The sequence below is a fragment of the Cyclobacterium sp. L-R genome (genome assembly GCF_056859355.1).
Genome location: NZ_JBSXOH010000024.1, coordinates 1 through 23,438, shown reverse-complemented (window position 1 = coordinate 23,438; position 23,438 = coordinate 1). Strand labels below are relative to the sequence as shown.

The 23,438-nt window shown below is 38.0% G+C and carries 20 protein-coding genes; 1 reads left to right on the top strand and 19 read right to left on the bottom strand.

The annotated features are described in order from the left end of the window. Positions 1-146: 146 nt before the first annotated feature. The 5 genes from AC13EX_RS01675 to AC13EX_RS01655 form a co-directional block, all read right to left on the bottom strand. Positions 147-722: a Crp/Fnr family transcriptional regulator gene (locus AC13EX_RS01675; RefSeq protein ID WP_482891288.1), complete on the bottom strand. Its 576-nt coding sequence runs from the start codon at positions 720-722 to the stop codon at positions 147-149. Positions 723-863: 141 nt separating this feature from the next. Beyond that, positions 864-2,498, bottom strand: coding sequence for an MGH1-like glycoside hydrolase domain-containing protein (locus AC13EX_RS01670; protein ID WP_482891287.1), 1,635 nt, complete (start codon positions 2,496-2,498; stop codon positions 864-866). 172 nt (positions 2,499-2,670) lie between these two features. Continuing rightward, a complete protein-coding gene (locus AC13EX_RS01665; protein ID WP_482891286.1) occupies positions 2,671-3,090 on the bottom strand; it encodes a DUF1801 domain-containing protein in 420 nt (139 codons plus the stop codon). Positions 3,091-3,103: 13 nt separating this feature from the next. After that, positions 3,104-3,574: a GyrI-like domain-containing protein gene (locus tag AC13EX_RS01660; protein WP_482891285.1), complete on the bottom strand. Its 471-nt coding sequence runs from the start codon at positions 3,572-3,574 to the stop codon at positions 3,104-3,106. Between the two features lie 23 nt (positions 3,575-3,597). Further along, positions 3,598-4,329, bottom strand: a complete 732-nt coding sequence (locus AC13EX_RS01655; protein WP_482891284.1) for a helix-turn-helix transcriptional regulator — start codon at positions 4,327-4,329, stop codon at positions 3,598-3,600. Positions 4,330-4,650: 321 nt separating this feature from the next. Between AC13EX_RS01655 and ypfJ the strand changes: the two genes are divergently transcribed. Beyond that, on the top strand, positions 4,651-5,550 hold the full coding sequence (gene ypfJ / locus AC13EX_RS01650; RefSeq protein ID WP_482891283.1) for a KPN_02809 family neutral zinc metallopeptidase: 900 nt from the start codon (positions 4,651-4,653) through the stop codon (positions 5,548-5,550). Positions 5,551-5,629: 79 nt separating this feature from the next. Here ypfJ and AC13EX_RS01645 read toward each other — a convergent pair whose 3' ends face one another. From AC13EX_RS01645 to AC13EX_RS01580, 14 genes are all read right to left on the bottom strand, one after another. Then, entirely contained in the window at positions 5,630-7,849 is a 2,220-nt protein-coding gene (locus tag AC13EX_RS01645) for a TonB-dependent receptor (protein WP_482891282.1), read from the bottom strand. A gap of 424 nt (positions 7,850-8,273) precedes the next feature. Further along, entirely contained in the window at positions 8,274-9,230 is a 957-nt protein-coding gene (rlmF, locus tag AC13EX_RS01640; protein ID WP_482891281.1) for a 23S rRNA (adenine(1618)-N(6))-methyltransferase RlmF, read from the bottom strand. 3 nt (positions 9,231-9,233) lie between these two features. Next, the gene (locus AC13EX_RS01635) at positions 9,234-9,692 is read right to left on the bottom strand and encodes a tRNA (cytidine(34)-2'-O)-methyltransferase (RefSeq protein WP_482891280.1); all 459 of its coding nucleotides are present in this window, start codon (positions 9,690-9,692) and stop codon (positions 9,234-9,236) included. Positions 9,693-9,902: 210 nt separating this feature from the next. Beyond that, entirely contained in the window at positions 9,903-10,292 is a 390-nt protein-coding gene (locus AC13EX_RS01630) for a hypothetical protein (protein ID WP_482891279.1), read from the bottom strand. Beyond that, complete coding sequence (locus AC13EX_RS01625; RefSeq protein WP_339714928.1) at positions 10,293-10,610, bottom strand: peptidyl-tRNA hydrolase; 318 nt, start codon at positions 10,608-10,610, stop codon at positions 10,293-10,295. It abuts the gene before it with no gap. Positions 10,611-10,881: 271 nt separating this feature from the next. Beyond that, the gene (locus tag AC13EX_RS01620) at positions 10,882-11,328 is read right to left on the bottom strand and encodes a TlpA family protein disulfide reductase (RefSeq protein ID WP_482891278.1); all 447 of its coding nucleotides are present in this window, start codon (positions 11,326-11,328) and stop codon (positions 10,882-10,884) included. A gap of 148 nt (positions 11,329-11,476) precedes the next feature. Beyond that, complete coding sequence (locus AC13EX_RS01615) at positions 11,477-12,064, bottom strand: hypothetical protein (RefSeq protein ID WP_482891277.1); 588 nt, start codon at positions 12,062-12,064, stop codon at positions 11,477-11,479. Positions 12,065-12,077: 13 nt separating this feature from the next. Next, positions 12,078-12,878, bottom strand: coding sequence for a M90 family metallopeptidase (locus tag AC13EX_RS01610; protein WP_482891276.1), 801 nt, complete (start codon positions 12,876-12,878; stop codon positions 12,078-12,080). A 141-nt stretch (positions 12,879-13,019) separates the two neighbouring features. Continuing rightward, the gene (locus tag AC13EX_RS01605; RefSeq protein ID WP_339714936.1) at positions 13,020-13,847 is read right to left on the bottom strand and encodes a CHRD domain-containing protein; all 828 of its coding nucleotides are present in this window, start codon (positions 13,845-13,847) and stop codon (positions 13,020-13,022) included. 583 nt (positions 13,848-14,430) lie between these two features. Next, a complete protein-coding gene (locus tag AC13EX_RS01600; protein WP_482891275.1) occupies positions 14,431-18,189 on the bottom strand; it encodes a malectin domain-containing carbohydrate-binding protein in 3,759 nt (1,252 codons plus the stop codon). Positions 18,190-18,480: 291 nt separating this feature from the next. After that, entirely contained in the window at positions 18,481-20,073 is a 1,593-nt protein-coding gene (locus AC13EX_RS01595; protein WP_482891274.1) for an NAD(P)H-binding protein, read from the bottom strand. A gap of 13 nt (positions 20,074-20,086) precedes the next feature. Then, complete coding sequence (locus AC13EX_RS01590; protein WP_482891273.1) at positions 20,087-20,710, bottom strand: ferric reductase-like transmembrane domain-containing protein; 624 nt, start codon at positions 20,708-20,710, stop codon at positions 20,087-20,089. A gap of 74 nt (positions 20,711-20,784) precedes the next feature. Next, a complete protein-coding gene (locus tag AC13EX_RS01585) occupies positions 20,785-21,360 on the bottom strand; it encodes an alkyl sulfatase dimerization domain-containing protein (protein WP_482891272.1) in 576 nt (191 codons plus the stop codon). Between the two features lie 159 nt (positions 21,361-21,519). Further along, a complete protein-coding gene (locus AC13EX_RS01580; protein WP_482891271.1) occupies positions 21,520-22,209 on the bottom strand; it encodes an MBL fold metallo-hydrolase in 690 nt (229 codons plus the stop codon). Positions 22,210-23,438 lie beyond the last annotated feature (1,229 nt).

Genomic DNA, 23,438 nt, shown 5'->3' with positions numbered 1-23,438 from the left:
TCTCTATACCAATGATTATATCCTTTAGAAGGAGGTAAATAAAATCACAATAGAATAATTCATCTTTTGGTATTAAATGCGTAAATAGAATAGTTTGGGCAAGTTCATACCTTTTTTTATGTAGTGCATTTACATAGGTAAAGAAATTATTCTTTTGATAATTTTTGTCTGACTCGACTAAGTTGCGTTGGAGTGATTCCTAAATAGGATGCAATATGGTATTGAGGGATGATTTGTTCTAGGTCAGAAAACTCTTTTTTAAAAATCAGGTACCTCTCACTGGCATTTAAAAGAACAATTTCAACTTCTCGTTGCTCTTTTTGAACAAAATATCGCTCTGAGAGGATTCTGGCCATGCGTTCTAAATCTTGGTGCTTATCATATAGTGCTATTAGCTTTGAAGAATTGGCTTCCCTTAACTTGCAATCGGTCATTGCTTGTTGGATGATTTGGTTTGGTTTTCCAGTAACCAAGGAGGAATAACCTCCTATAAAACATGGAGCTTTGAAAAAGTGTTTGTTGTATTCTTGACCTCTTTTATTTCTAAAATAAGCCCTAATAACTCCCTCTTCCAGGAAGCCTATTTTTTTAGCAATAACACCAGCATCAATAAAAATATCATTCTTTGCTATTTGCCTAAAGGTAAATAATGTGCCTACTTCCTTTACCGTATGCTCAGTAATGGGAGAAATACTGTTGATATAGTCAATTAATTTTTGCATTTAATTCAAGGTGTTGGTAAATAAATTGTATGCAAATGATAGTGGCATTTGCTTTTTAGTATAGGAAGGGAACTTTTAAAAATAGTCATTCCTTATTGAATTACAGTTTATTTTGGTTCCATGAATTGGCTTTCTTACCATTTACAATGAATACTTGAGTTGTTCGATATGCAGAGCTTTTGCCTTTAATTCACCATCAATATAAAGCATAAGCCCTTTTCCCTTTTGATATTTTTTACCTGTCCTATCCCATATCACGGTAAGTTCCCTACCTCTGTAATTGACCTTGTCCAGACAAAACCAATCCCAGGTTTCAGGAACTAGGGCATTTACCTCAATAGTATTGTCCAACCCCAATTTAAGACCTAAAAAGTCAGCAATAACCAAATCACAAAATCCAGAATGGTTATAATCTTTTCCCCTTTCTTCCCCTCCCTTTGCTTGGGACCAAGTTCTATTTTCCCAGGTTTTGAGTCGGGTTCTCGATATCCAATCTCCAGTAAAAGGATTTAAGTTTTCATCTATCCATTTTTGTTGCTTTCCATTCTCATCAATTATAACATGGCTTTTAGCATACTGCAACAAAAGCTGATAGTAATCTTCTTTTGAAACATTCCCCTGATGGGAATAATTGTTTAACAAATTAGAAAGTCCTTTGAGCGTTTGTGTGGTGGCATAAGGCCATGAAGGACCGTTCCATTGGCATTCATGGCCGGTATAGTTTATTTCGAAAAAAGGATGAGACCGCTCACAAACAGTCAAACCATAGGGTGCATAAAAGCCCTTAGTGTCCATAAGCTTGTTCCATGCTATTGAATAGTTGATCCGGTCATCAGGTAGATTGAAATACCAGGGTGTGTAGCCAATAAGCTCTCTGACGTTTATGGGTTTACTTGCTTCGGAATAAGCTCTTGGAAGTACCGTAAAAAAGTCAAGCTCCTCGTTCCACAAACGTTGCTGTATCTCCTGCTTTATCAATTGTGCTTTTGCATCAAAATCCTGAACCAATGATTGCTTATTGGTGAGTTTGGCCAAAGTGGCAATGGCTCTCGCGTCACCAAACATATAGCTGTTCATACTTGGCCTAATTGCTTCCATTCCGCCAATAGGTTTTCCTCCGTTGAGGATTCTTCCACTTACAGAAACTTCCATACCCTCTAGGCCATCTAATTGCCAAAAAAGCATTTTATTGCTGTCCAGTCTTGTCCGTTCCCATTCCTTGTAATTGTCAACCAATAAATCCAATTGACTGGCAATTAATGAATCATTTCTATGTACTTTTTGAAAAGCAAGTATTGCATCAGCGACCCAAAATCCATATTTACGGATGCCATCACCTGATTTATTAAGCCAGAAATCTATATAGTCAGCTATATATATTGGGTCTCTAAGCCATCTACCTTCATAAATATGATGTCCTGCCGGGCAATTTATAGTATTGTGTTTTCCCGACCATGGGACTTTTGGTAGAAACTCTGTGATGACAAAGCCATCTTCCGATTGCTTGATGTGTTTTCTAAAAGTCCACCATCGGAAATAGTAGATTTCTTCTATTTCCTTATCAGGTATTTCTATTATAGGGATATTCTGTGAGAGAAAAGCAAAAGTGGAGTCATTGGGCAGGTATTGCTTGTATAACTCATTGTCATTTTCGTTAAATGCTTCAATGTATTCGTAAAAATAGCTGGCTTCCAATACTTTAAATGGATCAGGTTCTTTACAGCCAATCAGCAATATAAAAAGGCCATAAAGGATAATTAGAGGGATTCTCTTCATAGGAAATTGCACTTCATATTACGGAAGTTTTTTCTTTCACTTGTTTTGCTTTATATGTGGTGAAGGGTCAATATAAGGTAAAATGCAATCCCTTCCTATATTGAAAAAGCCCTTTTAATTCAAAATAAGGGCTTTTTCAATTTACGCTCGTTTATAAGTTGGGTCCAAGAATTTAAATCCCCAAAGTCATCATGTTTTTAACTTTATGGTAAGTAAGGCAAGCTTTAATGCATTCTTTCAATTCAGCTTCGGGTATTTTTTGGTCGAGTGGAAATATTATAGCACGATTTCCTTCAAAGTAGAATTGATGGTTGAAGACCAATTTGAACGTGGGGATCAATCTGCTCGTACATTGGAAATACATGGCATATTGATTTGCTGTCTTTTCTTTCCAGTCAATTCTCAGTGTACTGCCTTTTTTTGTAATGTAACTTGGTTCTCCCCATTTTAAAGTTTCTTCCAATTTAGATAGGCCTTCAATTTCTTCTGCTGTCTCGATAACCAATTGCCGCAGGTATAGCATTTTTGGTCTCACGAAATCTGGATAATTGGCGAAAACTTTCTCTACCTTCGGGTTTGTTACTAATTCCATTTGCGACACACAATTATTGATTTACACCTATGTAAATATCCACCTCAGCAGCTGATGGGTTTTGTGCTTTTTGGCCATAAATTTCAAAGTCCGCTAAATAAGTTCTATTCAAGTCCATCTCGAATATTTTTGACCAATGCTTAACAATTAATCCCTGCCTCAAATCTCCTTTAGTACTGCTTTTTACATAGCTTCCTCCATCAAAGGATCTTCCAACCATTCCTTCAGGAATCTTGTCCAAGCTACTTACTTTACATCCAAGTATTGTCGTATAGGGTTTAGTATGGTCATCTTCGTAATCTGTGTACAAAGAATAAATGTCCTGTGTAATTTTATTAGGGATCATAGCTAATGTGTTTTCAGCCATAAACTTCCCCCAGAGATCGGCAATGTCTTTCGTAGCCTGACCATTTTCATTGGTCGTTCTTATGGATAATCCTATGATTTTAAATGGTTCAATTTTTACGGTTTGCATATTTTTCATTTTTGATTCCTTGCAAATGTAATTTAGACTTGTGTCATAGGTATGTCAGGGGTGCTTTGGTATTTTTCTCTGCACTGTTCTAGGTATTGTTGCAAGCTCATGTTGTGTGGGCTGAAATGCTCTTCCATTATTTCCATATTTTGGATACAGTCCAACCTAAAAGATCTGAAATCCTTCCTTAACCTGCAAAATGCAATAAGCACCCAATTGTCATTTGTGGTATACAAGGCGAATGGTTCAATTTCCCTTTGACTTACTTGTTGGTATAAAGAGAGATAATTAATATTTACCAATTGATAATTGGCAATGGTAGATTGGAGTTGAATTAGGTAAGAGCTGGTTTTTTCATGCTCCCTATTATTGCGTACTTGAATTCTGCTACTCAGTAGTTCCGTCTTTTCTTTTTGCGTGTATTTTAAAACTGCCTTGATTTTTGTGATGGCACTTTCGAACTGTTCGGTCAAAGAAAGGTCTTTGTTTTTTCTTACCAGTTGTTCCGCGGTGATGAGGGCATTGGCTTCTTCTTGGGTAAATAAAACTGGAGGTATTTTATAACCTTCAATGATAGAATAGCCTTTTCCTTCTTCCGTGACAATAGGGATTCCAGATTTTTCAAGGGTTCGGATATCTCGATAAATTGTCCTTATGCTCACCTTATGTTTATCAGCTATTTCCTTTGCCGTTACTATCTTTCTGGCTTGTAATTGAGTCAGCATTGCCGTCAATCTTGCCAATCTTGGTTTGTCTTCTGCCATTGTGGTTGGTTTTGCTTAATAAGTAGATTGCGATGTATGCTATTCTTAAAGGGTAAATATAATCAAAAGAACTTATCAGTTTATTTAAGAATTTTGCTATTAAAAGGATTACAACTATATAATAACCTTCAAGTTAAATAATTTACCACTTGATTGTGGCATGAAGAATGTTAGCTTTTAGGCTTAACCTCTCCTGTTTTACCATATTGGTTGATTAGGAAAGGAAACTTTATTTTAACCTTATCCTTCTGAAGGATAATAATTTAAATATATTTAAGTAAAAATTAGAATAGTATATTCACCACCCAATAAATTCCAAGTATGAAATGGCAAGGTAGACGTCAAAGTTCAAATGTCGATGACCGTAGAGGGCAGTCTGGCCCCAGTAGGGGTTTTGGTGGTTTTAGTCCCATGCTGATGGGCCCCTTGATCAAAATTCTTTTTTCAAAAGTGGGCTTGGTCATTGCAGGTTTATTTATTGTTGTTTCTTTTATTACCGGTAATAATCCTTTGACTTTACTCAGTGGTTTAATTTCCGGAAATGGCAGTCAGCAAGTTTCATCATCTGCCTACCAAGGTACAGATGAGGAAAAAGAACTGGCAGATTTTAGTGCGACAATCTTGGCAAGTACGGAAGATGTTTGGAATGAAATATTGGACAATTACCGTGAACCCACTCTTGTCTTATTTACGGGCTCGGTTTCTTCGGCATGTGGCTCTGCCTCTAGTGCTACAGGTCCTTTTTACTGTCCAGGTGACGAGAAGTTATACATCGATTTAAGTTTTTTCCACGATATGGAGCAAAAGTTAAATGCTCCGGGAGACTTTGCCCAAGCCTATGTAATAGCACATGAAGTAGGGCATCATGTGCAGAAATTAATGGGGCTTACGGATAAGGTTCACAAACTTAGGGGACAAGTTAGTGAGACAGAATACAATAAATACTCTGTGATGTTAGAATTACAAGCCGATTTTTTTGCCGGAGTGTGGGCAAATCGTTCGGAGAGTAAGATGAGTATGATGGAGGAAGGAGACCTGGAAGAGGCATTGAATGCAGCCAATGCCATCGGAGATGATCGATTGCAAAAGCAATCCTCGGGAAGGGTAGTGCCCGATTCCTTCACCCATGGCACCTCTGAACAAAGGGTAAGGTGGTTCAAAAAAGGTTTTGAAACTGGAGATATTGCACAAGGAGATACCTTTAATGCGAAGTCACTTTAAGAAGAACCAAATGAATTTAGGGGGATAAAAGAAAGTTTAAATTCTTTTATCCCTAATCATTCCCAATAGCTTATTTCAATTAAAACTTGTATTCAATTACACCTTTAATAAAAAATGGAGAGCCTGGAGTAAAGTGAATTTCTTCTATGGCTGTTGTTTCATTTTGCAACCTTGATTCTGTAGCAAATTGGGTTTCATTCCATTCGGTGTTTAGAAGGTTTTGAATTTGTATACCGAAGTTTAAACTTTTCCATTTGTAGCCCATGTTTAGATCTACCACTGTATAGCCTTTTGCTACAATCGAATTGTCTTCATTGGCAGGCCTGTCTTTGATATGCCGTACATTTGCCCCGCCATAAATACCTGATTTATGAATGGCACTTAGTCCGCTTTCTATTATGAAATCAGGGGCTAAAGGAATATAATCATTTCCGATTTCCTCTTCCATTGACCTGGCATGTGTATAGTTGGTGTCAAAATTCCAGAACAACCATTTCAATGGCTGATAGCGGATACTTAAATCAATTCCTTGTCTTCGGGTTTTTCCACTTGGTTCCACTATGCCAGCGTCTCCTACATAAACAAATTCCTGTTCTAAGAACAAGTACCAGTAGGCAGCATTTACCAATAACATAGGGACAGGTTTCCATACAAGTCCAGCATCCAAGCCGTAAGCTGCAGGTAGGGTTTCCTTTCCGTTTTGAGCAAGGATTACCCGGGTGTCATTTGAATGAAAACCTTTGCCTCCTTTTAAGTACAATTGAAGGTTTTGAGTATAATCATATAAAACATTCAACTTTGGACTGACAATGGTCTTAGAGGAGGTCTGGGTTAGATAGGTAGTTTGTAAAGCATCATTGTATTGGAAATCAAAGTAGTCAAGCCTAATAGAGGGGTTAAACGTCCACTTTTTATAATAAAAGTTAGTGTTGATATAAGTACCTAAGTTGGTTTCAATAATATTTCCAAATTGGATCTGTGCAAGGGTCTGCCTACGATTTAACGTATGAGACAGCTCATTGCTATTGCTTTGGTCATTTCTTAGATTAACACCGGCCTGTAGAGTCGCCTCCACTTCATTAAATGAAAATGAGCGATAATATTCACTATTTAAACCATAGATGTTCCGACTTTCCTTTTGTTTAATTTGATCTCCATTGACTTCATCTTCAAGAAAGAAGGTGAAATTCGAATACAACTCAAAATCATATTTACTGTAAAATACGCTGCTTTTTATAAACGATTGTTCATCTATAAATTTTTCATAATTGACCATGACATTGGTTCTACCAGTATTGCCTCCTTCAGTATCATCAATGGCACCAAAGCGACTAATCATTCCCAGGTCAACAGCTCTTTGTGGGATTTGACCAGAAGCATCCCATTTGCTTGTTAAATGAGAGAAGGTAACTCCCAGCTTATCTAAAGGGGTAATATTTCCAGTATATTTTCCAAACAAGTTAATTCTATTGAAATTCTGAGGGCTTTCAAATGGACCATCCGTACTAATGTATTCAGTGGCAATATAGGCATCGTGCTTTTTATTGTTTAAAACATCAAACATGCCCAAAATACGGTTGGTGCTAAACTGCCCCTTCTCTATTTTTATGGAACTGTGATCCAGATTTCTCTTTGTTTTAAAATTCACATAGCCCGCAGTAGCGAAATTTCCCTTGTCTGCATAATATGGTCCTTTGCCAAAATCAATTTTATCAACCGTTTCAGGAATAACAAAGTGCAGATCTGCATAGCCCTGACCATGTGCATGGGAGACCATATTGACAGGCAAACCATCTACTGTTATTCCAATATCAGTGCCATGGTCTATGTCAAAACCCCTTAAAAATATTTGCTCTGCCTTTCCACCTCCAGCATGTTGCCCAATGAAAAGCCCTGGCACCTGTCTTAAAATATCCTGGGAAGAGTTAACCGGATTGGTTTGTAAGTCTATGGCTGTAATAAGGTTTAAGGCATTTGTTTTTGGTGAAATTACCACGCCTTCCAAGGAGATGGATTTTTCCTCAAGTAGAATAACTAGGGGAGAAGTTAACGATTCAATAGTTACATTTTTCACCTCAAACCCTATGTGAGACAATTTAAGCGTGTCTCCAAGGGAAATGTTTTGCAGTAGAAATTTGCCATTTTCATCACTATGGGTATGGTCTTTAGTGGCTAGGTTCAGTATTTGAGCATCAGAAATCAGCTCTTTTTTACCGTTGATTACAGTTCCTTCTATAGTCTGTCCAAAAAGATTGGTATGTATTAGGAGGAAAAAAAAGGCAGTAAATATTCGATTCATTAGACAGTATTTATTTTAGATGATGAACGGAGTTGTATTTTTCAATAGGAACTTGGTAGGTTAAGTAACTTATACCAAAATAAACTTGATCAGGCCATGGTACTCATACTTTATCCTGTATAATTAGTTACTGAAGCAAAGATAAGCGCATTCCTTTTTTTTCCATGAATTGCAATTAAAATTATCTTATGCTATAAGTTACATGTGAAAAATGAGTTTTGGGATACTGGAAATGACATAGTATTCATTGAAAAATTGAAGACCTGTTCAGCCTGAATTAGGGATGAAATAAATAGGGGAGGAGTTGATTTTGGGATTTAGAAAGTGTTTGAATCAGAAATAGAGAAAGTTAATTTATTGCTACATTGGATTAAAATTATAAGCCAAATGACTAGTCCAACTATTGTTGATTAAATAATGGGACTTACCATCTCTTTTTGATCCACGTTTGTTTTTCATCCTCCGTGAGAAATGTCCAAGCTACTATTCGGCTAGATTTATTATTTGTTCCCAAGGGGATCATTTTCACCTGATTTGCACCTACTTGTTCTAATAATTTATAAATCCTTTTAAGGTTTGACTCTTTGGAAACCAATGTTGAAAACCAAAAACAGTTTTTAGAAGACTTTTTGCTTTCGCTAATCATTTTCTGAATAAATCTGGCTTCTCCACCATCATAAATAAGCTCATGGATTATTCCTGCAAAATTGAGAGTAGGTGTTTTTACCTTTTTACCCGATAGGTTCATAATTTTTCTCCGTGTTCCTTTTTGAGCCTCTTCAATCGAAGCATGAAAAGGGGGATTACTTATTGTTAAATCGATTCTGTCGTTGGGGTTAATTATGCCTTTAAAAATAGATTCAGGTTCTTTTTGCAAACGACATTCAATTTTACCTTTTAAGGAGGGATTTGTTTGTACAATGAGCTGGGCCGATGCAATTGATTTTGGATCAATATCAGACCCAATAAATTTCCATCCATAGTTTGTCACTCCAATAATTGGATAAATACAACTGGCCCCTATGCCGATATCAAGACAAGTGAATTTGTCTCCAGTTGGGATCTTGTTAGCATTGTTTTCAGCTAATAGATCAGCCATGTAATGGAGGTAGTCTGCTCTTCCAGGTATTGGAGGACATAAATTTTCTTGAGGAAATTCCCAGTGTTTTATCCCATAATAGTGATGAAGTATCGCTTGGTTTAAAAGTTTAACAGCAAGGGGGTTTGTAAAATCAATAGAGGCTTCCCCGGATTTGCTGGGTTTTATGTGATTTTTTAATGCCGGGATAGCGGCTGATAAGGCATTCAAATCATATTTTTCTCGGTTCTTGTTGCGTGGATGTAGCCTTGCTTTCTCTTGTTTTGGTTTTTCTGAAGACATGTTTTATTGTGTTTTTAAGTTTCTTATCCCTTCATATACAACAATAGCTACTGCATTGGCCAAGTTTAAACTCCGGATATGTGGACTGTAAATGGGTATATTATATACTAAATCACTGTTTTCTTTTACTATTTTTTCGGGCAAACCGGTGGATTCTTTACCGAAAACAAGAAACATGTCTTCCTTATAATCAATTGAACAGTAATCTTGTGTCCCATGACTTGAGAAGTAAGCAAATTGTTTGCCTTTGTTCTTTGCATAAAATTCCTCAATACTCTCATAAATAAAGAGAGAAATATGCTTCCAATAATCCAGTCCTGCTCTTTTTAATCTTTTGTCACTTAATTCAAAGCCAAAGGGTTTTACAAGGTGTAGTGTTGACCCCGAACCTAAACTTAATCGACCAATATTTCCTGTATTCGTGGGAATCTCTGGTTCAATTAATACAATATTTAATCCCATTATTTTTAGTTAAACTATTTGAAGCTAAAGGTTATAAGGTTTACCGCCTACCTTGGAGAATGACATTCAATTTTTTTATTATGCTAGCCTGCTACCTTGAACAAATAACCTTATCCATCAAAAATAGGGCTATCGTTTCTATAAAACCTTAAAACTATAAAAAAATACTAGGCAGTTATGAAAATGAAAAGGAGCAATCAACAAGCCTAGTTAAATATTTAACCGTTCCAGAATTTGAACCATTTCCACCACCTGGTTTATCTCTAAATGCAGAGGGTTATTGCCTTTGTGTTTAAGTAGTATGGCATTTTCTATTTCGTTGAATTCAATGAACAATTCCGATGAATCCATTTTCCAACTGAAGGTATTTAGATTTTCTAGGTACAATTGCTTTACATAGGGTGTTTTTGTGTAATTTTCATCCTCCCATATTTGCTGCGAAAGCCTTGTTAAGAGTTGAATGAGATCTTGTGTATCAGAATAAGCCAATTGGCAATGATCCCCATTTTCATAATCTAGTTGCAAGCTGATTCTATATTCACAGCTTTTAATGACAATGTTTCCTTTTTTGAGGAACAAATTAAAAAGTTGGTTTTCCATTTATTTTAGCCCTTGAGGCGTCCACATCTTTAAAAACTTGAATTTCTTGGGGTATTCTTCTCTTGGACAAAATGCCAGGCAAACCTCTTGGTTATCTAAGGCTGACTCTGTTAACAAAACATGATCGGACTCCTTTTTCAAGCGCGCAAATTCATCTTCATTAACTACGCAAACCACTTTTTTAAATATTCCATTAATCCATTTGATCATCTGTTCATTTTCTTCAAATTTTTTGTAGCAGGCCAAAGAAGCATGGGCAGTAATGACTGGGATTAATTTATCTGGAATGCTGTCTTTTACGACAATGTACATTTTCATAAATGGGAATGTCAAGTGGGGTCAAAAGCTACCCTATGGGCAATGGCTTATGAGTGAAAGGAGGTCTTGTGAAACATTTTTGTAAATTTACTTCAATTTAAGAATAATTGATTGAAACCTGATCAACTCGGTTTCATGATATTAAAAAGTAAAGTTTTTTAGCTAACCCAGGCCGGATTTTAGTTTCCAATTATAGGGATTAATGTCCCTGATTGTTGAAAATGGATTAAGCGTGTATTCCGTTTTGCTATAAAAGTAAATTGGCGATTGGCTACTTTGCTTTTAACTGCTCAATTGCATAGTACAAGCGATTCTGTGCACCCTCTTGGGAGCCGAATATGGTGCGAGATAATTTACCCTCTTTGGTAATTATAACCCATTGAGGGGTGCCCGATGACTCAAACTGATCATACACAGCTCTTCCATTGTCTAGAAAAATTGGGAAAGGAAGCGCATCTACCGTAAAAATACTTTTTATGTCACTTTCAGATGCCTGACTAGAGTTGAAGCTTGTATGAATTCCGACAACTTGTATCTCCTCATTCTCTTTTTGTAATTCATAGGCCAGTGGTATTGCTCTTCCAGTACAACCCAAACATTGGTTGTTATAGACAATGGCCAAAAGTGGTTTGCCCTTAAATTTTTTAATCAGATCAACTGAATTGTTGTTGAAATCGCGAACAAGAATTGATTCAACCAAATCATTTTCATTAATCATGGTACTCCCTATTTACATTTAAATCCCTAATCGGAGGCCGAAAAATGAACAGCAAATTGTTGATAGGGTTATGGTTTATGCCAAGGGTAATTGCCTTTCTATTGATAGCTCAAATCTAACCATTGAACACCTTCGAACCCTTTGTAGCTTATTCCCTTATTCTGTTCAGGTATTCTTTGGTTTTTTCTGGGAATTCAATGGGCTCGTATTCATAATCAGATTCCCATTCAAATTCAAAAATAGTAAACCCGTCAAAGCATTCTTTAGGTTGTAAATCAAATGCTTTCATTACCATTAAGAACCGATCGATACCACCGTATGGGAAGTTATCAGTCTCATATTCTATGATCCCGAAATGTTCATTTTGCTTTCCAAGCCCAGTCAGGTATACCTCAAAATCAAATTCTAAATAATTAAATATTGACAGCGCTTTTTGAATGCCCAATACCCCTAATTTGTCGTTGTCTACTTCCAGGTATTTCTCTAAATAATCATTGGCATAGTCAGGAATTAATGACTTGTATCTTTCTTTAGCAGGGTCTTCATCCAATGAATCAATTAATTTTTTATAAGCTTCATCTGTTTCCTCCTTTGATAAATTATCCCAATCAATAATAGTGGGCTCAGGTTCCTCAAACTTGAAACCGGGTTGCCTGACATTCTCCATATGTTCGTACAATTTTTGAAAATCCTCAAACTTTGTACTGTCTTTAATGTCGAATTTGATGTATAGCATTCAATGAAAAAATTTATTTTTTTAGATTTCTTTTAGCCATGTCTTGTTTGAATATTCCCTCTAATAGCTTGTAAAGTTCAGGGTGTTTTCGCTTAAGTAATTTTGGTCTTTCAAAAAAGTACTCACTTACAACGGAAAAGAACTCAGCCCGATTGGTCCCTCCGTAGGGGTTGATGTCAGATTTTCCTTCATGAATTTCTTCGATCTTTTTACTGATAAAATCCAGCCATGGTATTGCATATTGCTTTTCCATTAGCAAAGCCGGAATACCATCTACTGTCCCATCTACCTTGTCTATTAGATGTACAAACTCATGGATGGCAGTGTTTTTTTTGTCTGTTTCATTTTGAAAGCCAAGTCTTAGGGCTTTCTGAGACAATATCATTACACCTTCCATAGGTCCATTTCCGACCATTCCTGAAACCCTTCTTTCTTCACCTTCTGTTTCAAACTTTTCGTTGAACAAAGTCGGGTAAATCAAAACCTCATAGAGATTGACATATTTCCAGTCTTCAAACCCAAAAATTGGAATTATGGCACTGGCTGCAACTAATATTTTATCCGTTTCATCTACATTGGTCTTTACGCCCGTGATCTTGCAATTTAATAGAAACTCTTGAATTTTGAGCTCAAAGCGCTTCTTTTCATCATCAGACAGTGACTTATAATAAGGTATATTGTTGTTCAATATTGTTCGCCATTCTGTAGGGAATGGTTCACTTGGCCTAATCCAAACTTTGTTCTTTTTTCGCTTCCAGGTATAAATAAAGAAGCCAATTATTATTGAAATGAATAGCAATGAAAAAACTGTCATAAGGAAATAATACTATTAGAAATCCTAAAAGTGTTTCTTGGCAATGTCTTCTTTTTTGGTATAAATAAATTTGGCAACTGAAGCCCACCTAAATAATGCCCAGTTGCCAAATAGAAAAGTTAAGAGTAGCGTTTTAATGGTTTACCTGATCTGACCACGTAGCAATCCACCTCCATGTTGCACAGAATGGATATTGACATATAAAGGATCATTTTTTAAGGCGGTAAGCTCTGCGTCGGTTAAAGTTAGGCTTTTGGTTATGCCAAGTTGGGCATTGTCTGTAAAGCCTAGGTTTACCAGTACCCCTCCATTTACCTCTGCTGATCCATTGTGGATATGACCTGCCGTGATCGCATCTGTAGCGTCCAAGTCATTCACTACGGCGCTATAGTACAAAGTTGTACCTATTACTCTCAAATAAGCAGCGCCTGATTCATTTCTATCAGTTATAGCAGGCACTTCATTGGCAGGAGATAAAGCTACATTGAATGCATTGTCTATGGTTTGATCTATTTGCCCTCTAACCAAGCCCGAACCTTTATCTGTTGAATGTACATTGACATATACATCACTGCCTTTTAAAGTAGCTATTTCACTGTCACTTAATGTAATTGTTCCAGTAGCCGTGTTCCCTGAAAAGGCGATTTCCGTACCGTCTACCAGGGTAATGGCTACACTTCCTGCTGTAACAACATCCCCTGTATGAACATGGGCCATGGTCAATGCATCTGTTGCCAATAGATTGTTTATTGTAATAGTGAATTCCAAAGAATTGTCATCAAACAAGTTCATTTTGATATTTCCCGTTTCATCCCTTCCTTCTACCATTGGGATAGAATATGCATTGTCCAGATCGATATCAAAGGTTTGAACACTTACTTTTGCAGGGGGATCGGCTTCATCCTCGTCACAGCTGAAAGTCAATAGGGCACATAGGCCAAGCATTAATAATAAATTTTTACGTATCATAGTTAAATAGTTATAAGGGTTTGGTCTACTCCATTTTATAGTCCTTTTTCGACAAGTTCAGACTTGACTTTTTTTCCTTTATTCGGTGAATTTTTTCTTATGACAACGGAACACCCTATTGTGGCCTGTCGTTTTATTACTGCTTCAATATAAGTTTAAAAACTGACCGTTACAAAATAACTTATTCACAATGCCGACCTTTTTAGGTATCTATAAAACAGCAAATTCTGATATTTTAATTGATCATCATAAGTTGTTAAATATCAAACTGCTTAGGTAAGAGAAAGGTTGTGATAAATACAGGTCAGAACTATTTTTTTCCTTCAACCCGGATTATAATAGGATTTCTCCGCCCTGACAAGGTCAGGGGTGATGCCTGTTCCGTGATTACGGGAAGTGTTGCAATCGCAAGAAAATCAGGCTATTTGGAGACTGAGTCATAGCATTGCTATGGTGAAGTCGAAAATAGCAACTAAGCGGCTGATTTTGAAGCGATTTCAGCACGTAATAGATTGTCTATTGCATATTTCGGGTTCAACTGTAGCTCAATTTTATAAGAAATTGTGACGATATAGCTTGCACTCTAAGGGCTTACAACTAGCTTTTGTTGGTAGATGATGGTTTGCTCATTGCTAACACTTAAAAGGTAAAGGCCTTTAGAAAGATTGTCTATTGGAATGTTGAGCTTTTCCTCTGTGGTTTTATTCCAATCAAAATGACTGAGTAAATGTCCGTTCATATTGTGAATATAGACACTTCCTTTTCCAATTATGGTGTTGATTTCTAATTGTACATCTCCTTTGGCAGGATTTGGAAATATACGGATATCATCTTCTGAACCGGTAAAGAATTCTTCTTCTTTGTGCCGATTATTATAAATTTGTTGCAAGCTTTTTAAGCTAGATTTTATGTTGTTATTTTTTACCTCACTACCTATCAAGGCAATCCCGGATATGCTGGCATTATTTTCTTTAGCCGTCATTTGTAAGCTTAATATCCCATCATCGACCACTATGTTTTCAAAGGATAACAGCATAGGATAATTTTTGTTTTCTTCAAAAATATCAAAGTTGCTTTTTAAGGTTTCACCCTCTAAGGTAATGTCAAAAACCCTTTTTCCAGCCGAAGGAGCACCTCCTTCATGCCCAAACCAAAGTTCATTGTGCATGGTAAAGACGGTATAGGTACCATTGGGGACAGGAAAGTTGTAGACCAGGTTTTTTCCATTTCTTTCTGTTTGGAACATGGGTTCTGCTTCCAGTTCTGCATTTTCGAAACGACCCGATCCTTCATTATAATGGCTATCAGTGGCTGTCTCCGCCAGGTAAGTAATTCCAATTAATTCTGCATCCGTTTCTCCACCAGTGTTTAAGAAGTAAGTGTAATCTGAAATTGGTGGGCCGGCTGCTTTTTCCCGAATAATGGATAGTCCGGAAATCGAGGCATTGTTGGCACTTGCGAGCATTTTAAGGTTTAAAACCCCATCAATTATATCTATTGATTCGAAGGTATGAGTTACGGGCTCATTATTGCTCTCGATAAACAGATCAAAATCTTTCTTGACCACCTTATCCTCAATTAAGATGTCGAAAACCCTGTTTCCTTCTTTGGCCGCTGGGCCTCCTTTACCAAAATATAGCTCGTTGTGGTATGTTTTTATAGTATAGGTTCCATTTTCAATAGGTATTTGCAACTCCAGCAAGGAGGCATACCTTTCAGATTGGAAAATCTTCTCATTGCTTGCTGAGGTATTGGTGTTGAAATTTGAGTTGCTAATGAATTCATTATTGATTTTTTCGAAATTTATTTCATTGAATTCAATACTGCCATCTTGCCAAGTATGGTAGTGCAAGTCTTCTAAATTCTCATTGGCCTTGCTTTTCTCAGACAATTTAAAAAGTGTAAGAGATCCGAAAGGAGGGATAGTTACCTTACCTGAAAACTGCTCTAATTTCGCATTAACATAAGTTCCTGATAAAGTAATGGTTTTATTGCTATTTGAAGGGTTTACTTCGAATAACATAACTTCGTCAGGATTGACCACAGAGGCTTCGGCTTCTACAAATTCTAAATCATCCAGCCAATAAGTCATGTTTTTCTCTGAAGAGCTGATCATTAAAGAAACTTCATTCTCATCCTGATAGGGAGATATCAGTACTTCATAGGTATTGACCTCCTTGTCGATATTAAAGGTAGATATTGGCGACAATCTCTCCCATGGACTATCCGTAAATCTTAGGTTAAAAGCCAGAGGGCCCTCTTTATTCGCATAAGCCTTCACTGACAGCAAATAGGTCTTGTCTTTTTTTAAGGCACCCAAATTTAGTTTTACCGAACTGGATGCAGAACTTGTGACTTTAAGCGCTCCTCCAGCCATTTTACTATCGTCCTGCCAGGAAGATTGGCAATCATTGCAGGATAAACCTGCTATATTTCGCTCGAAGGCAGTATTAGGGTACAAGCTGTTTCCTATTTTCTTGCGAACAGTATACCTTGAAAATTCAATGGAATTGCTGGTGGAATTTCGGTCTTTAGCATGTTTTGCAGACCAATGACTAAGGTCATCTACTGCACTTTCTACTACTCCGTTTTTTGTATATTGGTGATTGATACTGTATTCATCGCTCAAGGGTCTGAAAAAGTAATTGTTGTCAAAATCAGCCATCAAAGAAATGTCGTTTTTATGGGTCTTGATCCCATAAGAATATTGATCAGCAAGCTTAGTGAAAAATTGGTTTTTTTCGATGTCTACCTTTCTTGTGTCCTGACCAATGCTACTATTTCCCAAGGTGATGGAATACTGGTTGTTGAAAAATGAATTGTTACTTACATAGATGGTGTTTCCATTGGCTATTTTTAGCCCACTATTCGTGGTATTGCCTACAGTATTGCCGATGATCGATATATTGTTTGAATTATCATCCAGAAAAATACCTTCTACCAATACCTTGTATTCGACTCCTCTTTTAGGAACACCAGTTGTTTTGCCAATGCCATTTACGACAATGTTTCCTTCTATTTTTCTACCGGTATAAGCCTGGTATTCTACCCCTCCGAAGGTGTAAATTCCACCTCCATCACTTTTTATCAAACAGTAGGTGTCAATGAAATTATTCTTAACCACCGTATGATTTCCGCTAAACTGAATGCCATTGAAGCCTGTGTTAATTACTGAATTGTTCTGAATCAGTATCTTTTCTCCGTTGGCGAAGATTCCAATTCCTGAAGCATCATCATTTTGGGTTCTTCCAATAACCATAGCAGTGTTGCTAACTTCATTATCGCGGACTATTGCCCGGTCATTTCCATATTTTAAGTACATGCCATTGTTATAGGAATGCCGAACAATATTGCGTTCTATGATGAGGTCTGAAACTCCCCGGGAATGGATGCCATCTTCCCCGGAAAATTCAATTTCAGAATCACTTATAACAATGTGATCCCCACCTTCCAAATGCAGGTTGTTCCCATTGGCACCTTTAAATTGAATGTTTTCAACCCTAACATAACTTTCTTTATAGTCTTTGGTCAATAAGTTGTCTAAGGTACTAACTTCCACTTTCAATGTAGAAGGGTTCACATTTCCCAAATAGACACTTATTTTTTTTGTTGAAGGGTTAAAATACCATTCCCCAAATGAATCCAGTGTACTTATATGGTTTGAAATGAAGAAACCATAACCTTCCTGTGCTTTGTAATTACTAATGCCTCCATTGTAATGAATTTGTTGGCCAGTTTGTGATGTTATATTGTACCTGTTTATTACCCAATCCTTGGTCCTGATAATTACATCTGCTCCTTTCCAATCATGGTTACTGATTAATTGATCACTTTGGATCATATTGGTTCTTACCTTATCAATGGTCAAGTATCCATCATTTTCTATGTCTACATTGGGATACCTACCCATTTCATGGATTTCCCTATTGATCAAAAGAACCTTAACGGCGTTTGAATTGACTGGAGCTGTACTTTCAAATATACCGTTACCTTTCGCTTTCCATGCTTTGATTTCTTGGAAAGAAGTAATTAAAGGCTTTAAGCCTGTCCCATAGGCACCAATTACTACTGGTGAAGAAGGGGAACCTGAAGCTTTAATATGCAATGAACCATAAAAGATTTCTCCTCTTTTGAATAAAATGGAATCTCCAGGCTTTATAATATCGAACTGGGAATTGATCTTCTCAATGGTTTTCCATGGAGTAGCTGGATTTTGGGCTTCCTCTATACTGCGATTGTCATCTCCCTTTTCATCGGACAAATAATAATTGTTGGCAAATCCATCAGAAATAGACATTGCCATCACAATAAATGTGTAAATGGGTAAAAATAGAAATTTCATACTATTAAAAATTGAAACACACACCTTTTATTTTTTATGCCATTAAAAAAAAGAGGCCTTATTTTATATACGTAAAAAAGCTGTTGAAAAAATTATACTTATAGTTTTTAACCTTTATTAGATTTATATATTGATTTATCAACAAATATATAAATTTATTTTACCTATATGATTTCAATAATTAAAAATACTTTCCAATGACTTATTGCTATCTGGTCTTTAGTTTGGTTTTATTAATTAACAATTGAACTTGGTAATGTATTGTATGTAATTTGGCTTGTAATACCTTCTTTATTCCAAGCCTTTCTTTTCTGGGTTCCAAAAAGGTTTTGTTTTGATTTGACGGGTTTCCCATCCCAACTCATTTCTGAAAAATTTTTTCAATGCCACACATATTCTACTATCTCCAGCGATATAAACTATCTTTTTTCCCTTTAGCTTAGGGGCTATTTCTTTTACCTTGGCAATGACCTCTTCACTAGGATTTCGAGGCAGTTCATAAAAATCAAAGGGTAAACTGCCATCTACGTCAGGGAACAAATCACTTTTTTGCTGACTGTACAATATACTTGCCACTTGCTTTTCCTTACCTATGTTTCTTTGGATCATATACAGGTGGGAGAGGGCAGAAAGATCACCTACCATCAGGTAACTGTCTGCAGTGTCATCGGCCAAGAACTTTCCTTTTTTCCACTTGAAATAGACTGAATCGCCCACTTGAGTAGCCTTCACCCATTTTGCACCAATACCATTACTGTGCGTTGCAATAGCTACATCCACAAAACCTTCTGTCTGATTGATGTCCCAGACACTGTAGCTTCGCATTTTGTCTTTCATCGACAGTTGTTCCTGGCCTATACCTATGCCCATCCTCAAGAAGGATCCCGGAATAAAATTGGCCTTGCGAATGCCCTCATTTTGCAAGCGAATTTTATAGAGGCTTTTTGAAAGGGCTACTTTCTCTATGAGGATGGCTTCCTCCAGAACTACTGTTTTTAGGATGTTTTCTATGATGCTCATTTCTTTATTTTCTTGGGTGGTTTGTTGGTAGTTTTCTAACATGTCCAAAGGAGAGGGGTGCTGTAGTCCTGTAGCTTTTTCATAGTCTGAAGGTACATCGTTGGCCCCATCTTTTATGCCTTCATAAATTCCTGCAATGATGGTGCCTATAAAGTCACCCAAAGCCGCCTGCCGTTCCTTTTTATACTCCTCTACAGGCACGGCTGTGTATTTTAAATTGGTCTTGTAAACCTGATTGATTGCTGCGGCCAATTGGCTCTGGGTAATGGCTTCTCCTACCAGATTGTAGGTATTACCTTTGTGCTTGTCGTCCAAAAGCATTCGTGCATAAGCAAAACCCAAGGCTTCTCTGCTGGTATAGGCACACTTACCATCACCGGCACAGTTTCTTATTTCCCCTTCCTTCACATAGATATCAATGTATTCCAGATCAGGTTCTATATAAATGCCATTTCTTCCTATGACCCAGTCAAGCCCGGATTTACGCACATCTTCTTCGGTTTGGCGATTGCTTTGCACCACAGGGCTAAATGCAGTATTGACTTCGTCTCCTACTATGCTGGTATATACTATTGTTTTCACACCGTTTTGTTTGGCGGCTTCGATTACGTTTCGGTGTTGCTGAATCCTTTTTGAGGGTTCGTCCATTCCCGAAACAAGCAAAACCTTGTCAACCCCTTTTAGGGCCAGGTCAAAATCTTCTCGCTTGGTATAATCTCCCTTTCTAACTTCCACACCCAGGTGTTTGGCCTTTTCGGTAGTCCTTGCGATGGCGATTACATTTTCTTTTCCAATTTCCTTTACAAGTGCGTTGACAATGGCCGCACCCAATTGTCCGCTAGCTGAAGTTATTGCAATTTTCATAGTTAATAATGGTTTATGCTTTGCTTAATTTTAACCTATTCGCAATGATCTTTTCTTTTACGACTGGAATTCTAATGACAAAACCCAAGCCCACTACCACCGCATAGACCAGCCAGTTTTTTTCCAGGAGTGCAACATGTAGCAAGCTCAATATTATGGCTACATAAGAATAACTTTGCAGATTTTTCCATGTGGCTTTGAGTCGTTTCATTGATTTCCTGTTGGAAGTCAGTAGGAGAGGGATCAGAATTAAAACAGCTACAAAGCCTGCAATGTAATTGACTTGGGTGAAGGTTTCCGCAAAACCTTCTGCCCAAATAAACAGAACAAAATGCACCAAACTCCAAACTGCCGTAGCAATGCCCATGGCTTGTCTTACAAATAGGTTGGTGATCCCAAAGAGGATAAAAAACGGGGTGCAGGTGAGCACTGCCGTCATCCAACGGATGGCAAATTCACCTGAAACATGGTACAACATCTCCAAAGTGGTTCTGTCTTCTCCTACTGCATTTTCCACAAGTGAGATGGTAAGACCATTTTGCCAATCTATTTGGATCATTTTAGCCAATACAAGCATCGGTAATGCCGCCAATAGGGCAACAATCATCCAATCGTAATTCCGTTTTAAAAATTTCATGGTGTTTTTTAATAATAAGCAGCCATATAGGGTCATCGACTTACAGCCACCTAATGCTCAACGTGCTTCTTGACTTATCGTTCTGTATTTTTCTCTAATTCGTAAGAATAGGAGAGATAATAATTTCTAGCAGGGGCATTTACTTGTTTTGCAGCCAAAGCCCTTAACAGTTTTATTTTAATCTCAGTGACTTTTGGTTTTTCATAGCCGGTTTCGAGCAAGTAGTCCGACAATTGCAAGCCCCATTGGTTATTTCCTTCCTCCAAAGCCTGGTTAAGTTGTTCAAATAACTTATCTGCACCTCCTGCAAGAGCTATTATGTTATTGGCCTCCTTTGAAGCAGAAAGGGGGGTAAGGTTTGTAGGGTTTCCATCAAACCAACCTACATAGTGAAGAAATATCGAACGTACACCCCATGGCACGGAACCATAAAACTCCTGTAAGTTTGCCTTGTTCCTTAGGCTATCGGCCAATGTAACACTGTCTACGGTTTGTTGCAGGGTGTATCCTTTGTTCATGGCGGCGATGGTTTGTTGGTAGACACTTGTTATCGCTGTTGCGTAATTTGTGAGGTTGCTGTGAACCTCTGCTTTTCCTGAAACTGGGCGGGTATGGCCAGGTACAAGGTTCTCCACCGGATAGGTACTCATCTTCTGTATTGCCTCCCCCCAGGATTTGACATCTCTGTATTGGGAACCTCGAATGGCATATAGATTGGGAAAGGATTTGTAGTAATTGTCTCCCGTAAATAAGGTCTTCAGCCCAGGTATCCAAACAAATAGCGCATCATTTGTTTCTCCATCAGCAGCCTAAAGTTCGAAATTCAAACCTGCAAGGTTAATTAACAAGGAATCGGTAAATGTGGTATTTGGCGCAAGGTAGCCTTCTCCAACTCTATCCGCCGAAGTGCTTCCAGGGCCTACACCTCTATTGATTACCACTTCAGCTGGTAAATCCCGTCCAAATTGCCTTCCGTTTCTTTTTCTTAGTATAGGTTCTACAGGAGAATGTTCTTGCAGTTCTTCCTTGAATCCCTCGCTGCCTATGATTTTAACGTTTTTGCTATCACCTACAAAAGCAGCTGTTCCTCCAGTATGGTCCTCATGTCCATGCGTGTAAATCACGGCCTTTACAGGCTTGGAGCTGATTTCCCGGAACTTTTCCGCCACTTTTTCTGCGGCTCCCAAGGCACGAAGGGCATCTATTATCACCACTCCTTGTTCTCCAACTACCATAGAAGCATTCGAGCTATCATAGCCCACGGCCACATACACATTTTCATTCAGCTGAATGATATCCGGTATAAATTCATCACTTTGCTTTTTCAATTTGGTGATATTGGGATGTTCTTGTTCCACGTCCTGTTCCTGAAGGGAATTTTCATCAGTGGAATTTTGACATGCCTGCAAAATCAGTATACCCATTACGAGCAGACCAAATATTAGTGCGCTGCTGTATGTTTTTGGAATTTTGTTTGTTTTATTTTTTCTAGTTTTCATGGCTCTGACGTTTAATGCGATCTAATTCTTGCCTCAATTGTGTAAACTCGGTCTTAATTTTTAGCGTTCTTATTAATAGTAAAACCTTCTCATTCTAAACAGTTTGATGGCTGGCTTTCTCTTCCTCTTTATATATTTTTGAACGAGGTTCACAAAAGGGACACTTTGCTATTACCCATAATTTATTTTTATAAAGTTCCGCAAACAGCCTTCCCCATAAAAGGTAAATCCTTTGTTAAAAATGGTAAATGTGATACCTATAGGCTAAAAAAAGCTCAGGCAACGGTACGTTCACGGTAGTTGAGCTTGTCGAAACCACGTCATGTATTATCGTTTTTGTTTTCATCGATACCATTGCTTTCGACAAGCTCAGGCGACGGTGCGTTCACGGTGGTTGAGCCTGTCGAAACCACGTAATGTATTAACGTTTTTGTTTTCATCGATAGCGTTGCCTTCGACAAGCTCAGGCGACGGTACGATTCCGGAGGTTGAGCCTGTCGAAACCACGTCATGTAATATCGTACTTGTTTTCATCGATACCATTGCCTTCGACAAGCTCAGGCGGCGGTACGATTCCGGTGGTTGAGCCTGTCGAAACCACGTTATGTATTAACGTGTTTGTTTTCATTGATACCATTGCCTTCGACAAGCTCAGGCGGCGGTACGTTCACGGTGGTTGAGCCTGTCGAAACCACGTTATGTAATATCGTTTTTGTTTTCATTGATATCATTGCCTTCAACAGGCTCAGGCGGCGGTACCTTCACGGTGGTTGAGCCTGTCGAAACCACATGTCGTAGTAATGTTCCCGTTATCCGAGACCTCTGCCTTCGACAAGCTCAGGCGCCGGTTGGGTTTCCGAAACCCTAGCCTACGACAAGCTCAGGCGCCGGTACGATTCCGGTGGTTGAGCCTGTCGAAACCACGTATTGTAGTTATGTTCCGGTTTTCCGAACCCTTTGCCTTCGACAAGCTCAGGCTCCGGTTGGGTTTCCGAGAACTATGCCTACGACACGTTCAGTCACCGCTACGCCCACGGTGGTTGAGCCTGTCGAAACCACGTGTCGTAGTAATGTTCGCGTTATCCGAGACCTCTCCCTTCGACAAGCTCAGGCGCTGGTTGAGTTTCTGAAACCCTTGCCTTCGACAAGGTCAGGCGCCGGTACGATTCCGGTGGTTGAGCCTGTCGAAACCACGTATTGTAGTTATGTTCCCGTTTTCCGAACCCTTT

Coding starts and splice junctions, on each gene's coding strand:
- AC13EX_RS01630 (WP_482891279.1), bottom strand. CDS start 10,292: ATGGAAAACCAACTTTTTAATTTGTTCCTCAAAAAAGGAAACATTGTC.
- AC13EX_RS01580 (WP_482891271.1), bottom strand. CDS start 22,209: ATGAAAACTAGAAAAAATAAAACAAACAAAATTCCAAAAACATACAGC.
- AC13EX_RS01595 (WP_482891274.1), bottom strand. CDS start 20,073: ATGAAAATTGCAATAACTTCAGCTAGCGGACAATTGGGTGCGGCCATT.
- AC13EX_RS01620 (WP_482891278.1), bottom strand. CDS start 11,328: ATGATTAATGAAAATGATTTGGTTGAATCAATTCTTGTTCGCGATTTC.
- rlmF (WP_482891281.1), bottom strand. CDS start 9,230: ATGTCTTCAGAAAAACCAAAACAAGAGAAAGCAAGGCTACATCCACGC.
- AC13EX_RS01675 (WP_482891288.1), bottom strand. CDS start 722: ATGCAAAAATTAATTGACTATATCAACAGTATTTCTCCCATTACTGAG.
- AC13EX_RS01655 (WP_482891284.1), bottom strand. CDS start 4,329: ATGGCAGAAGACAAACCAAGATTGGCAAGATTGACGGCAATGCTGACT.
- AC13EX_RS01625 (WP_339714928.1), bottom strand. CDS start 10,610: ATGAAAATGTACATTGTCGTAAAAGACAGCATTCCAGATAAATTAATC.
- AC13EX_RS01600 (WP_482891275.1), bottom strand. CDS start 18,189: ATGAAATTTCTATTTTTACCCATTTACACATTTATTGTGATGGCAATG.
- AC13EX_RS01670 (WP_482891287.1), bottom strand. CDS start 2,498: ATGAAGAGAATCCCTCTAATTATCCTTTATGGCCTTTTTATATTGCTG.
- AC13EX_RS01590 (WP_482891273.1), bottom strand. CDS start 20,710: ATGAAATTTTTAAAACGGAATTACGATTGGATGATTGTTGCCCTATTG.
- AC13EX_RS01585 (WP_482891272.1), bottom strand. CDS start 21,360: ATGAGTACCTATCCGGTGGAGAACCTTGTACCTGGCCATACCCGCCCA.
- AC13EX_RS01615 (WP_482891277.1), bottom strand. CDS start 12,064: ATGCTATACATCAAATTCGACATTAAAGACAGTACAAAGTTTGAGGAT.
- AC13EX_RS01645 (WP_482891282.1), bottom strand. CDS start 7,849: ATGAATCGAATATTTACTGCCTTTTTTTTCCTCCTAATACATACCAAT.
- ypfJ (WP_482891283.1), top strand. CDS start 4,651: ATGAAATGGCAAGGTAGACGTCAAAGTTCAAATGTCGATGACCGTAGA.
- AC13EX_RS01635 (WP_482891280.1), bottom strand. CDS start 9,692: ATGGGATTAAATATTGTATTAATTGAACCAGAGATTCCCACGAATACA.
- AC13EX_RS01665 (WP_482891286.1), bottom strand. CDS start 3,090: ATGGAATTAGTAACAAACCCGAAGGTAGAGAAAGTTTTCGCCAATTAT.
- AC13EX_RS01660 (WP_482891285.1), bottom strand. CDS start 3,574: ATGAAAAATATGCAAACCGTAAAAATTGAACCATTTAAAATCATAGGA.
- AC13EX_RS01610 (WP_482891276.1), bottom strand. CDS start 12,878: ATGACAGTTTTTTCATTGCTATTCATTTCAATAATAATTGGCTTCTTT.
- AC13EX_RS01605 (WP_339714936.1), bottom strand. CDS start 13,847: ATGATACGTAAAAATTTATTATTAATGCTTGGCCTATGTGCCCTATTG.